This is a genomic window from Dactylosporangium sp. CA-139066, from assembly GCF_050936175.1.
Lineage (GTDB): Bacteria > Actinomycetota > Actinomycetes > Mycobacteriales > Micromonosporaceae > Dactylosporangium.
In genome coordinates this window covers 1410587-1423000 of the sequence record NZ_JBNJNH010000002.1, presented here as the reverse complement: position 1 = coordinate 1423000, position 12414 = coordinate 1410587, and the positions used below count along the sequence as shown (strand labels likewise).

15 protein-coding genes are annotated in these 12414 nt (G+C 72.1%); 6 read left to right on the top strand and 9 right to left on the bottom strand.

The features are described from left to right. Positions 1–9 precede the first annotated feature (9 nt). Together ACQEVU_RS51340 and ACQEVU_RS51335 are read left to right on the top strand one after the other, a co-directional pair. Complete coding sequence (locus ACQEVU_RS51340) at positions 10–651, top strand: hypothetical protein (protein WP_433337876.1); 642 nt, start codon at positions 10–12, stop codon at positions 649–651. A 92-nt stretch (positions 652–743) separates the two neighbouring features. After that, positions 744–1175: a hypothetical protein gene (locus ACQEVU_RS51335; RefSeq protein WP_433337874.1), complete on the top strand. Its 432-nt coding sequence runs from the start codon at positions 744–746 to the stop codon at positions 1173–1175. Between the two features lie 77 nt (positions 1176–1252). On the opposite strand, the gene ddaH is transcribed toward ACQEVU_RS51335, so the two are convergent. Continuing rightward, positions 1253–2056, bottom strand: coding sequence for a dimethylargininase (ddaH, locus tag ACQEVU_RS51330; RefSeq protein ID WP_433337872.1), 804 nt, complete (start codon positions 2054–2056; stop codon positions 1253–1255). A 68-nt stretch (positions 2057–2124) separates the two neighbouring features. Between ddaH and ACQEVU_RS51325 the strand changes: the two genes are divergently transcribed. Then, positions 2125–2613 (top strand): Lrp/AsnC family transcriptional regulator, encoded by a 489-nt coding sequence (locus tag ACQEVU_RS51325; RefSeq protein ID WP_433337870.1) that lies wholly within the window; start codon positions 2125–2127, stop codon positions 2611–2613. A gap of 34 nt (positions 2614–2647) precedes the next feature. Beyond that, on the top strand, positions 2648–4438 hold the full coding sequence (locus tag ACQEVU_RS51320) for a beta-propeller domain-containing protein (RefSeq protein ID WP_433337868.1): 1791 nt from the start codon (positions 2648–2650) through the stop codon (positions 4436–4438). Here the strand turns inward: ACQEVU_RS51320 and ACQEVU_RS51315 are convergent. From ACQEVU_RS51315 to mobA, 3 genes are read right to left on the bottom strand one after another with little or no spacing between them, the layout of a single operon-like run. After that, positions 4435–5532, bottom strand: a complete 1098-nt coding sequence (locus ACQEVU_RS51315; RefSeq protein ID WP_433337866.1) for a T3SS (YopN, CesT) and YbjN peptide-binding chaperone 1 — start codon at positions 5530–5532, stop codon at positions 4435–4437. The genes ACQEVU_RS51320 and ACQEVU_RS51315 overlap by 4 nt on opposite strands. Positions 5533–5579: 47 nt before the next feature. Further along, a complete protein-coding gene (locus tag ACQEVU_RS51310; RefSeq protein ID WP_433337864.1) occupies positions 5580–5816 on the bottom strand; it encodes a DUF6457 domain-containing protein in 237 nt (78 codons plus the stop codon). Beyond that, entirely contained in the window at positions 5809–6672 is an 864-nt protein-coding gene (gene mobA, locus ACQEVU_RS51305; RefSeq protein ID WP_433337862.1) for a molybdenum cofactor guanylyltransferase, read from the bottom strand. Before mobA ends, ACQEVU_RS51310 begins: the two co-directional genes overlap by 8 nt. A 606-nt stretch (positions 6673–7278) precedes the next feature. Here mobA and fdhD point away from each other — a divergent pair. Then, positions 7279–8061, top strand: a complete 783-nt coding sequence (fdhD, locus tag ACQEVU_RS51300) for a formate dehydrogenase accessory sulfurtransferase FdhD (protein ID WP_433339734.1) — start codon at positions 7279–7281, stop codon at positions 8059–8061. Here the strand turns inward: fdhD and ACQEVU_RS51295 are convergent. The 4 genes from ACQEVU_RS51295 to ACQEVU_RS51280 form a co-directional block, all read right to left on the bottom strand. Beyond that, a complete protein-coding gene (locus ACQEVU_RS51295; RefSeq protein ID WP_433337860.1) occupies positions 8012–9088 on the bottom strand; it encodes a DUF4192 domain-containing protein in 1077 nt (358 codons plus the stop codon). The two genes, fdhD and ACQEVU_RS51295, sit on opposite strands and share 50 nt — an antisense overlap. 81 nt (positions 9089–9169) lie before the next feature. After that, positions 9170–9703, bottom strand: a complete 534-nt coding sequence (locus ACQEVU_RS51290) for an N-acetyltransferase family protein (protein ID WP_433337858.1) — start codon at positions 9701–9703, stop codon at positions 9170–9172. A 209-nt stretch (positions 9704–9912) separates the two neighbouring features. Next, positions 9913–10113, bottom strand: a complete 201-nt coding sequence (locus ACQEVU_RS51285; protein WP_433337856.1) for a DUF397 domain-containing protein — start codon at positions 10111–10113, stop codon at positions 9913–9915. 30 nt (positions 10114–10143) lie between these two features. Beyond that, positions 10144–10983, bottom strand: coding sequence for a helix-turn-helix domain-containing protein (locus ACQEVU_RS51280; RefSeq protein ID WP_433337854.1), 840 nt, complete (start codon positions 10981–10983; stop codon positions 10144–10146). Between the two features lie 175 nt (positions 10984–11158). Here ACQEVU_RS51280 and ACQEVU_RS51275 point away from each other — a divergent pair, with 175 nt between their 5' ends. After that, positions 11159–11416, top strand: a complete 258-nt coding sequence (locus ACQEVU_RS51275; protein ID WP_350554385.1) for a hypothetical protein — start codon at positions 11159–11161, stop codon at positions 11414–11416. Between the two features lie 6 nt (positions 11417–11422). Here ACQEVU_RS51275 and ACQEVU_RS51270 read toward each other — a convergent pair whose 3' ends face one another. After that, entirely contained in the window at positions 11423–12127 is a 705-nt protein-coding gene (locus ACQEVU_RS51270) for a hypothetical protein (RefSeq protein ID WP_433337852.1), read from the bottom strand. Between the last annotated feature and the right edge of the window lie 287 nt (positions 12128–12414).

The window sequence follows — 12414 nt, the reverse complement described above, 5'->3', positions numbered from 1 at the left end:
TGCTTGTCTATGCATACCTGGTGGGTGGTCCTGGGGCTCGCCGGCGCCGGCGCGGCGCTGGGCATCCTGCTCGTCCAGGTGCTGTTCTGGCAGCGCCTGCGCCGGGTGGGTAGGGATCCGGTCGGCATCTTCACCCAGGGCGTCGCGCTGCGCTGGGTCGGCGTCCCGCTGGCCTTGCTGCACGTGGCGCTGTTCCTCGCCCTGACCCGTCTCGACCAGCCCGGCTGGTGGCTCGGCGGCGTGGTCACCGTGCTGTCGATGCCGATCCGGCGGCTGCTCAACCTCAAGGCGATCGCGGTGATCGTGCGCGGGGTCGGCTTCGAGCACGGCCCGGTCGTCGACCGCGACGGGGTACAGGTCAGCACGCAGCCCTACTGGCGCATGGTGCGCAGCTGGTACCGCCACGAGTACACCGGCCGCGGCGTCGGCGACGTGGTCGCCATCAAGATCGTGGGCCTGCTGGTGCACCTGCTCGCCTGGCCGGTCGCCGCGCTCGGCGCCCAGGCCTCGCACGTGCTCATGTGCCAGGACCCGGCCGACGCGCTCGGCCACTCGACCGACGGTCACGAGCGCCCGGGCGACGCCTTCCGCGCGCTCGGCACCCCATATGTCAGGTTTGCCGCAAGTGATCCGCGGTATGGGGCGGACTAGCCCCATTCCGAGGAGGTCCCCCGATGAAGCGCTCACGGATAGGCTTGCTTTTGGGTGCTGCGGTTCTTTCGGTCGCCGGCACACTGCCCCCGGTGATGGCGAACGCGCAGCCGACCCCGCAGCCCACAGCACCCACCGCCCCGGCGTCGCCGATGCCGACGCAGAACGGCGGCGGAGGCGGCGACCACCACGAGATGCTGTCCGGCGTCCTGCACGGCGAGGGCATCGTGCAGACGACGAAGGGGCCGGTCCGGGTGGCATTGCAGCGGGGCGAGGCGTCGAAGCTGACGACGACGTCGCTGACGGTCGTGTCGACGGACGGCTACAGCCGGACCTGGACGCTCAACAACAGCGTCCGGGTGTACGACGAGCGGCACACCCTGCAGCCCACCTCGCTGAAGGCGGGCGCGCAGCTGACGGTGGCCGGTACGGCCTCGGCGACGGCCACGACCGCGCCGGGCAACCAGTTCACGGCGAAGTGGATCGTGGTCAAGACGCCGCAGGCGTCACCTCAGCCGTCCTAGCCCTCCCGCAGCCGTCCTAGCCTCCCGCTGAACAGGTCCGGCGACTTGGTCGCCGGACCTGTCGCATCGGTCGAGGGTCAGCCGCGCAGCTCGGCGATGCAGCACTTCACACTGCCGCCGCCCTTCTTCAGCTCGGACAGCTCCACCGGCACCGGCGTGTAGCCGGCCTCGCGCAGCCGCGCCGCGAGCGCCGTGGCCTCGCTGTTGAGCACGACGTTGCGGCCGTCGGAGACGAGGTTGAGGCCGAACGCGAGCGCGTCCTCCTCGGTTGCCAGGATCGCCGCCGGGAACAGCTGCGCCAGCACCGAGCGCGACGCCTCGGAGAAGGCGCCCGGGTAGTACACGACGTTCTCGTCGTCGATCGGCGCCAGCGCCACGTCGAGGTGGTAGAAGCGGGGATCGACCAGGCGCAGCGAGACCACCGGCCGGCACAGCGCCTCCTGGGCCTCGGCGTGCGCGGCCACCTCGGTGCGGAAGCCGTGGCCCGCCAGCACCAGGCCGCCGAGCGCGCCCGGCACGTAGGTGAAGTCGCCCTCGCCCTCGTTGGTCTGCGACGGCGTGACGTAGCGCCAGCCGATGTTGTCGTAGAACCGCCGGTGCGCCGCGGCCTCGGCCGTGCGCTGCGGGTACTTGAACCGGGCGCCGTAGACGACGCCGTCGACGGAGAAGGCGCCGTTGGCCGCGTACACCATGTCCGGCAGGCCGATCTCCGGCGTCAGCACATGGACCTCGTGACCGAGGCGGACCAGCGTCTCGCGCAGGCCCTCCCACTGCTTCACGGCCAGCTCGGTGTCGACCGGTGCGGTGGTGTCCATCCAGGGATTGATCGCGTACTCCACCACGAAGTGTTCGGGTGGCGACATCAGGTACGACCGCGTCACGAGATCAAACGGTAGAGACCGTGTGTTACACAAAACAGCAAGAAAAGTTGCTTTCAAGGAGGGATTCGTTGCGGCTGGACCCGATTGATCAGCGAATCATTGCGTTGCTGCAGGAAGACGCCCGCTCATCGTATGCCGACATCGGCGAGCGGGTGGCACTGTCGGCCCCGGCCGTCAAGCGACGCGTCGACCGGCTCCGATCCAGCGGAGTGATCCGCGGCTATACGGCCCTCATCGACCCGGGCGCCGTCGGCTGGACCACGGAGGCGTTCGTCGAGCTGTTCTGCACCGGGCGCACGTCGCCGCAGCAGCTGCGGGCCGCGGCCAAGCGCCATCCGGCGGTCGTCGGGGCGTACACCATCTCCGGCGAGGCCGACGCGCTCGTGCATCTGCGGGCGATGGACATGGCCGGGCTCGAGGAGGCCCTGGAGCGACTGCGGGCCGAGCCGTTCGTCACCTCGACGCGCAGCATGATCGTGCTGTCGCGGCTGGTGGAGACCCTCGCCCCACGGATGGTGGAGGAGCCGGGAACCGGGGCGGCCCCGCCGCCGTCCTAGTGCCATGAACCGTGCCGCCGTTGCGCTGGGTGCCGTGTTGCTGCTGCTTGCCGGGTGTACGGCGGAACGGGCCCCTTCCGGGCCGTCCACGAGCGCCGGGGACGCGCCCGCCCCGGCGCCGGCGCTGCGGCTGGTCGCCTACGACTCGTGCGCGGACCTGCTCACCAGCCTGCGCAAGGCCACGCGGGAGGCGGTCACCCCGTGGGGCCTCGGCGGCCCGCCCGTCGACTACCGCACCCTCAACGACGGGGCGGCCACGAAGGCCAGCGTGCCGGAGGCGGCCGCACGGACCGGCGGCAGCGACCAGGCGTACTCCGGCACCAACACCCACGAGGCCGGCGTGGACGAGCCCGACCTGGTCAAGACCGACGGCAAGCGGATCGTGACGGTCACCGGCGACGGGGCGCTGACCGTCGTCGACGCCGCGTCGCGCAAGGTCACCGGCACCGTCCCGGTCGGCTCGGGCGGCGAGTTGCTGCTCTCGGGCGACCGGGCGCTCGTGCTGGGCTACGGGCGGGTGGAGGGTGGCCCGCTGCTCACCCTCGTCGACCTCGCCGGGCCGCCGAAGATCGTCGGCAGTTACCACATGGACGGCTCGCTGGTCGACGCCCGCCAGGTGGGCTCGGTCGCCCGGATCGTGATCCGCTCCTCCCCGCGCATCGACTTCCCCCAGCCGGGGCCCGCCGGCATCCAGGAGGGCGAGGGCCTCGAGGACAACCGCGCCGCCGTCGACGCCGCGCCGATCGAGGCCTGGCTGCCGCGATGGACGTCGGTCGACGCCGCCGGGAAGCGCACCGACGGCCACGTCGACTGCGGCGCGCTGAGCCTGCCCGACACCTACTCGGGCACGTCCGTGCTCACGGTCGCCACCTTCGACCTCGCCGCCCCGGCGCTCGGCTCCGGCGACCCGGTCGCGATCGCGGCCGACGGCGGCATCGTCTACGCCAACGGCCCCAGCCTGTACGTCGGCAACGACCAGCGCTGGCGCACCTACGCGCCGATGGGCAAGCGGGCCGGCAGCGTGGCCCCGGTGCCGCAGCGCACCCAGCTGTTCAAGTTCACGATCGCGGGCGCCGCGAAGCCGCGCTACGTCGCCGCCGGCGAGGTGCCGGGCTGGCTGCTCAACCAGTACTCGCTGTCGGAGTGGGACGGCCGCCTGCGCGTGGCCACGACCGCGAACGACGCCTCGGCCGTCTATGTGCTGGAGCAGCGTGGCGGGGCGCTCGCCGAGGCGGGCAAGGTCGGCGGCCTGGGCAAGGGCGAGAAGATCTACTCGGTGCGGTTCATCGGCACCGCCGGATACGTCGTCACGTTCCGCCAGACCGATCCGCTGTACACCCTGGACCTCTCCGACCCGTCGGCGCCGCGGGCCGTGGGCGAGCTGAAGATCACGGGCTACTCGGCGTACCTGCACCCGGCCGGCACCGGGCGGCTCATCGGCGTCGGGCAGGAGGCCAACGAGAAGGGCCGCGTGCAGGGCCTGCAGGTGTCGCTGTTCGACGTGCACGACATGGCCGCACCGGGGCGCCTGTCGCAGTTCCAGGTCCCCGGCACCGCCTCGGCGGCGGAGTGGGACCCGCACGCGTTCCTCTACTGGCCGGCCACGGGCCAGCTCGTCCTGCCCATGACCAGGTCGGGCGCGCTGGTGCTCTCCGTCGGGGACAAGGCCATCGCCAAGACGGGCACGATCACGCACCCGGGTTCGCAGTACACCATGATCGAGCGCTCGCTCGTGATCGGCGGGACGCTGTGGACGATGTCGGCGGCGGGCCTGCAGGCCAACGATCTGTCGACGCTCGCGCAGCAGGCCTGGCTGCCGTTCTAGAGGTACATCCCCGTCCGCTCGCTCTCGCCGGTGATCGCCGGCTTGGGCTTGTCCCCTTCGCCGAAGAAGCGCTTGCCGCCGAACTCGCCGTGCAGCCGGTCGTCCAGCTCGTCCGCGAGCCCGGTCATCACCTGCACGGCGAGCATGAGGTGGGTCGCCTGGAAGTCGCGCCCGAACACCGGGACACTGGCCCAGACGGTGTCGTTCGTGCAGTACAGCCGCCCGATCGGCATGCGGTTGGTGAGCTCGGAGAGCTTCACGTAGAGCCGCTCGGTCGGCTCGACCTCGGTGAGGATCGGCGAGAACACGTCGACCAGCGGCGGGTTGTCGCGCACCCGCACGAACACCATCGCCGAGCCGGACCGGATGCCGATGTCCCCGTCGGGGTCGATGGGCAGCTCCTCGGGCGTGGTCTTCATGAGCCGGGCGACGACCGTGGTCACCTTGTCGTACAGCGGCAGGTCCTCGGTCTGCTCGGCCAGCTCGGCAAGCGCGCCCCCGCCCCCCGTCCGGACCACGTCGACGACCCCGTCGCCGTCGGCGTCGACGATGGACGCGAGCGACCGCGCGACCCCGAGCGCCGGCACGGGCGCGACCCGCCCCTCGGCGTCGTGCGCCAGGTACGTCAGGAAGGCCGGGTGCGGCGCCCCGTAGCTGTCCCGCAGCGTGCGCATGATCAGCCGGCTCAGGTGCGCCGACTCGCTCTTGCCGACCCGCAGCCCGAACGACTCGCCCGAGCCCGCCACCACGCCGGGCGGCGACCACCCGAGCGCCACGATCTCGGCGATCACGGACCGGTCCAGCCGGTAGGCGCTGGGCAGGTCGGCATTGCTCACCGCCGTGGCCGAGAGCTCGTCGCCGTCCTCGCCGGTGACCTGGATCGAGTAGACGGCGTCACCCGTCCCGGAAGCCGTGGGATCGAGCGTCAGGTCGAGCGTGGTCCCGCTGTCCAGCCCGCGCAGCGCATCCACGAGGTGCCGCGCGAAGTCCCGCCAGGCCTCGGCGACCTTCTCTTTGAGGTTGCCGCCCGCGGGGTCCTCGTCGTCGAACAGCGCACTCTCGAACGACGCGGCCTCGTCCCGGTCACCAGCCATGATCGCCTCCCTATCCCCCCGCCCTCACCCTATCCAGAGTCGATCGCTCACCCGGACCGGGTCGCCAGACCCCGCAGCACCTCCCCCATACGCTGCGGATCCGCCCCGCGCCCGACCGCCACCCCGAGGAGGAAGGCGGTCAGCGGCGCCCCCGGCCGCGCCACGTTGTGCGCCACGTCCCGCGCCACGTCCAGGACCTCGTTGCGCACCTGCGCATCGGGCGCGTCCACGCCGAGCGCCGCGGCCGCCTCGTCGAGCCACCGCTCGAGCACGTTCTCACTCATCGTCGATCACCCTGCGTAGATCCTCCTCGGTATCGCAGTCGAAGTAGGGCGGCCGCCCTCCCTCCCACCGCACTTCCACCACGTTCATCGCCTCGGTGAGCGCACGCATGGAGGCCCCCTGCACGCTCGCCAGCCGCCGGACCGCCTCCCGCAGCGCGCGGGCCCGCCAGACCCCGCACAGCACCTGCCGCCGCCCGCTCTCGTCCACGAACACGGCCCCGTCGCTCTCTCCGAGCGCACCCACGAGCCGCTCGATCGCATCGGCGCTGAGCCACGGCAGATCCCCCGCCAGCAGCGCGACGACTTCGACCTCGGCATCGAGCACCGGCAGCCCCACTCCGGCCTCGGCGTTGAGCACCGGCAGCCCCACTCCGACCTCGGCGTCGAGCACCGGCAGCCCCACGACTCCGGCCTCCGCGTCGGACGCCGCCAGGTCGCTAGCCTGCCGCGCCGCGACTGCCGCCTCGGGGTCGAGCGCCGCCAGGTCGCCGGCCCGCAGCGCCACGACTCCGGCCTCGGCATTGAGCGCCGCCAGGTCGCCCGCCCGCCGCGCCGCGACTCCCGCCTCGGCGTCGAGCGCCGCCAGTCCGGCGGCGACCGCCGCTACCGGCCCCCCGCCCGGCGGCTCCTCTTGCACGACGACGACGCCCGCCGGCAGCCCCTCACGCGGGGGCCCGACCACGACGCGGGGCGCCATCCCGGCTTCGGCGGCGGCGGTCAGCACCCGGCCGACCATCGGCTGCCCACCGACGGCGACCATCGGCTTGTCCCGCCCGCCGAACCGCCGGGCCTGCCCGCCGGCGAGCACGACCGCCGCAAGCCTTACCGGTCTCGCTTCCAGGTGGCCGTCGCGCACATGCAGAACTTACCGTCGAACGAGTCCGGCAAGACGCTCCAGCAGAGAGGCGCCACCATGGGCCGCGTAACCCAGCGCCGCACCATCGCCCGCGTAGCCCTCCGTACCGACATTTCGGATTTGTCGGACAACGCCGACCCTCACGCCGGCGGAAGCTCCTCTTCGGCCGCCGCCGCGCTCCGGTCCTCGGCGGGGAACACCGCCAGTCAGCCAGCCGCACCCCAAGGCGCCACGGCCGGAAGCGCCACGACCGCAAGCGCGACGGCCGGAACCCACGGCGCGATGCCCGGAAGCGCGGCCATCACCCACGACCCGGCTGGCCCGCTCACCGTGCCCCACGGCGCCACGGCCGGAAGCACCGCCACCACCTACGACCCGGCTGGCCCGCTCACCGCGCCCCACGGCGCCACGGCCGGAAGCACCGCCACCACCTACGACACCGGTGGCCAGCCCACCCCGACCCAAGAGGCGCCGGCCGGGAGATCTACCGCCGGCAACCACCGCGACGCGGCCGATCGAACAACTTCACGCTCTCATCCCGACGCGGCCCCGAACGCCGGAACCGCCACCGGAAGCCCAGCGGCCGACGTCGAGCCCAGGGTCGAGGTGCGGATCGGGCCGGACACGCTCGCCGCCGAGGAGCCCCTCGAGATCCGCGTCGCCGGCGCCCCGCTCGCCGTCACCATGCGCACCCCCGGCGACGACCTCGACCTCGCCATCGGCTTCCTGCTCACCGAGGGCGTCATCCGCCGCGCCGAGGACGTGGTCACGGCCAAGCTGTGCGCCGGCGACGAGGAGCCCAACTCGTACAACGTCGTCGACATCCGGCTCGCGCCGCACGTCCCGGCGCCCGAGGCGGGCAACGCGGCCCGGAACTTCTACACCACCTCCTCCTGCGGCGTCTGCGGCAAGGCGAGCATCGACGCCGTGCGCACCCGCTCGTCGTTCGACGTCGCCGCGGACGACGTCACCTTCGACCCGAGGGTGCTGACGGCGCTCCCCGACGCCCTGCGCCGCCGGCAGCGGGCCTTCGACGCCACCGGCGGCCTGCACGCGGCCGGCCTGTTCACCGCGGACGGCGACCTGGTGTGCCTGCGCGAGGACATCGGCCGCCACAACGCCGTCGACAAGGTGATCGGCTGGGCCGTGCGCCAGGAGCGCCTGCCCCTGGCCGGTCACGTGCTGATGGTCAGCGGCCGGGCGAGCTTCGAGCTGTGCCAGAAGGCCTGGATGGCCGGCCTCCCGGCGCTCGCCGCCGTGTCGGCGCCGAGCACGCTCGCCGTCGACCTGGCCGCGGAGGCCGGCCTGACCCTGGTCGGCTTCCTGCGCGGCCCGACCTTCAACGTGTACTCGTGCGCCCATCGTGTGCGAGGGCTGCCGGCGCGCTGACCCGCCGCCGCGGCCGGCGACGGCGGCGCCGGGGCGCGATCGGCGGCACCTGGCCGGGCGAGAGGCCGCGCCCGAGGATCTCCGCCATGAGGCCGGCCGCCGAGTATCCGGGATCGGCGTCCAGCGCCCGGTCGAGCGCGATGGACGCGTGCAGCCCGTTGCCGCAGCGCCAGCTCAAGTACGACAACAGGGTCGCCGCGGGTGCGACGGACGCCGGCTCGCAGCGACGGACCAGGTCCGTCCACAGCCGCCGGTGCGTCTCCTCGAGCTCCTGGTCGCGCCGCACGTCGCGGTCGAGCCGCTCCCAGGCCCGGTCCCGGAACGTCACGACGTGCAGCAGCACCTGCAGCCACGCCACCTCGTCGTCGGTAAGCCGGTGCCCGGCGCCGTAGCGGGTCAGCGCCCCGTCGAGCGCGGCCCGCCCGGCCCCGGCCAGCAGCGCCTTGGCCGCGGCGGCGTCGCGCCCGGCGACCAGGCGCAGGACGCGCAGGTTGGCCCGGTTGCCGGCCTCCTCCATCGCCTCCAGCGCCGGCCCGTCCGGCCCGGCGAACGCGGCCGCCACCGCGGCGCGGTCGGGCAGCGCGACGAGGCCGGCGAGCGTGGCCTCGGCGGCGGCGACCGAGGTGGTCGGGTCGAAGCGGCGCCCGTCCGGCGGGCAGCACCCGGGCTCGTCGCACAGGAGCGACCAGTACCGCCCCTCGTGCGTGCGCAGCAGGTCCAGCAGTGCGATCCCGCAGCGCTCGAGCGCGGCGGCCACAGCGCGCAGGAACGGCTCGGCCCGGCCCGGCGGCCCGTAGCCGATCAGCAGGGCGCCGTCGATCCCGTTGCGGCTGAACAGCCCGGCGTAGTGCTCGGCCAGCACCTCGCCGGCGTCGCGGTCGCCGGGCAGGTCGCCGCGCAGCTGCAGGTGCAGGCCCGAGCCGCGCAGGCCCAGGGCGACGAGGCTGTCGGTGGGGTGGAAGCCCATGAGATACGGCATGGCCGAGAGAAGCTCGGCGGGTCCGCGCAGGCGCAGTCGGGAAGCCATGCAGGAAGCCTCGCCCGGGCCCCGCCCGCGCGTGAATGAGCGCTTTTCGGCTGTGGATAACGCAGAAAAACCTGTGGATAACTAGAGACGGAACCGCAGATCGTGTAGTTCGATGCCGTCCTCGAAGACCGAGCCCTTGCGCCCGAGGTCGATGGCGAGCGTGACGCGGGCCAGGGCGTCGTACCCGGCCGCGTGCAGGCATCGGATGGCGTCCAGGTTGCGGGCGGCCGGCGAGATGCTCAGCTGCCCCAGCCCCCGCCGCCGGGCCTGGTCGGCCACGTGCGACAGCAGCGCCCGGCCGATGCCCTCGCCGCGCCGCGCCGACGCGACGACCAGGGGCTCCACCTCACCGCCGCGGCCGTCCAGCAGCAGGCCCACCATGCCGACGACCCCGCCGCCCACGTCTGAGGCGACCCACATCCCGGACAGGTCGAGGCGCGTGAGGTACTCCTCGAACGCCGCCCCCGAGTCGTCCTCGGAGGTCGCGCCGTAGAGCGCGGCGTCGGACGCGGTGAGCTCCGCCCACAGCTGGCGGCACTCCCGATGGTCGGTCGGGCGGTAGGCCCGGATCGTGAGAGCCGACACCTGGGTGGCCGGCGTCACCTGTGTGGTCATAACTCATAGTTACTCCGCCGGGCCTCGCCGCGACACCCACATCGCAGGATTGCTACCCGGCCCGATTCGCGACTTTTTGCTGCATCGCGCTACTGAAGACCTTGATGTACCCGTCGAATAGGACCGCGGGATAACATCAAAAACGGCTCGCAGCTACGACGAAGGGACGGCCGGTCGGGGCCGTCCCTTCGCTGTTTACAAGAACCTGGTTACGGCAGGCGGAATTCGCCGTCCTGGTCGACCGCGGCGATGAACGTCTCCCATTCGAGGCGGGTGAAGCGCACCAGCCCCGCGTCCGGCGCGTTGGAGTTGCGGACCTCGACGACGCCGTCGACGAACCGCGCTTCGACGCACTGCCCGTTGTTGCCGCTGCGGGTGGGCTTGTGCCACCGCTCATTCAGCGCAGCCATCTGCGCACTCCTTCTGGGTCGGGGCCGAACTCAGTTCGCGGCGTCCTCGATCATTTTGATCGACTCCAACGGGCTGAGCGCGGCAGCTCGCAGGTTTTCGAACACGTCGTGATAGCGCTGGACATCATCGGCGGCGGGATAGATGTCGCCGGCCATGGCCTCGGCATATACGACGCTTGGTGCATCCTTGAACTTCAGGATCGCGAACGACCCGGCCATGCCGGCATATGCCCCTCCGGAGAACGGCAGGATCTGGATCGTCACGTTCCTCACCCGGCCCATGTCGGCCAGGTGCTTCAGCTGCGACCGCATGACGTCGGGTCCGCCGATGCTGCGCCGGATGACGCTTTCGTCGAGGACCGCGATGAATTGCAAAGGTTGTTCCGGGCGGGTGAGCAGGTTCTGCCGGTCGCGGCGCGCGGTCACGTGCGCCTCGACGGCGTCCTCGGACTCTGCGGGCGACGCGGCGAGCAGGGCTCGCGTGTACTCCTCGGTCTGCAACATGCCAGGCACCACGAGCGCCTCGTAGTCGCGCATCTCGGCGGCGCTGGACTCCAGGCCGATGTACCGGGAGTAACTGGCCGGAAGATCGCCGTATCGAGCGAACCAGCCTCGCGTCTTGCCTTCCCTCGCGAGGATGACCAATGTGTCGATCTGTTCCTGATCATGAACGTCGTAGATCTCGAGCAGGCGCTCCAGCGTGCTGCGCCGGATTCCGACCTTGCCGCCCTCCATCCGGCTGATGGTGCTCGGCGAGCAGTCGAGCTGCAGCCCGACGTCCTCCGTGGTAAGCCGTGCACGCTCGCGCAGCTCCCTCAGTTGCTTACCCAACTGAAAGCGGGGGAACGTGGGGCTATGGCCGGTGGACACGGGTCACCTCCATTACTCAACACGAGTGTGTCCGTTACCGGGTTGACGCGCAAGCAGCTCCGAGTCTGAGCGATTGCCTTGCTCTACTCAACTTTGACCCGGCGTATTGCCGCGAGAAACCTGCACGTGCATTCTGGTTGGGTCAGATCGCACCTCGGCCGGAGGGAGATCAGTGGTGTTCGAGGACGACACGCTCCTGCTCGAAGGCGCACCACGACTCTTCGGCATTGTCGCCGATCCACTCGACGACGACCACCCGCAGGTCGTCGCCTGGGGGCACGAGCTGCCCGATCAGGCCGTCCTCACCTGGCGCCTCGGCAACGGCAAGACCGAGGTCGCCGTGTTCCGGTCGGCCGAGGCCGCGCTGGCCACGGCGCAGCAGCTGTACAACGCGCGCCTGCTGTGGACGGCGCCGGCGGCCCAGGGGGTCTGAGGAGCATCAATGGCGGTGATCTACGACCACGCCGTGACGGACGCGCGCCGGCGCGTCGAACGACACCAGCCCGCGCCGGGCCGGCCCGGAAAGGGCTGCACGGCCGGATGCGCCCAGTGGCCCTGCAAGCCGTTCTCGACGGCATGGGCGGTCGTCACTCGAAACTCCAACACGCGGGCCGGACGGTAACCCCGAAAAGCCGAATCGGCCGACCGGATTTGACCGATCGACCGACCCCGATGGATTTCGCGACGATTCCTTGCGTCTCTGCAGCCTGTCGTCCCAGCCGGGCCATGCCCGATCCTGAATGGGCGGCGTGCCCGCCTCCGAGGGCAGCGACGTACCCGGGGGCCGCTTCGGCGGCGGAAGGACGTTCCCGCCGCCCGCACCGTGCCCGCCGCCACGCTCCGTCGCCGTCGCCGGGGGCCGCAAGGGCGGCCGGGGCGCCGTCGGCACGGCGCCGGCCGACTGCCCCGCGCCCGGGCCGGACGAGTGCCGCCCCGGGGCGGAGCCGGAGCCGACCACCACCGGGCCCGCCTGCGGGTCGGCGACGACCGGCGAGCGGGCGGGCGGCGCGGTCTCCAGCGTGGCGCTGCCGGCGGCGACGACGATCATCGTCGGCACCGAGGTGAGCAGCACCAGCAGCGCGGAGATGAGCAGCGGCCGCCGGTTCGGGGAGAAGGGCCGGTGGTGGCGCACGTCGGAGGACAACGGGACTCCAAATTCGTCTGGGACATCCGGACTAACGCCGCGTTACCGGGAGAAGACCCGCCCGAGCTGGGGGGATTTTTCGGGATTAGCCCGCCCGTGCGCTCCGACTCCATGGTGTCGATCGACACGGCTTCTGCGATGCTGGACACACACCGGCAACGGGGCCGTAGCCTCCGCATACCCTGCGAGGCAGAGCCCGGGGCCGGCTCCCGGGCATGATCACCGGTCATGCCCAAACCGCGACGCGCCGACCCCACCCGGGTCGCCGCGTGGCAGCCACCCCCGCT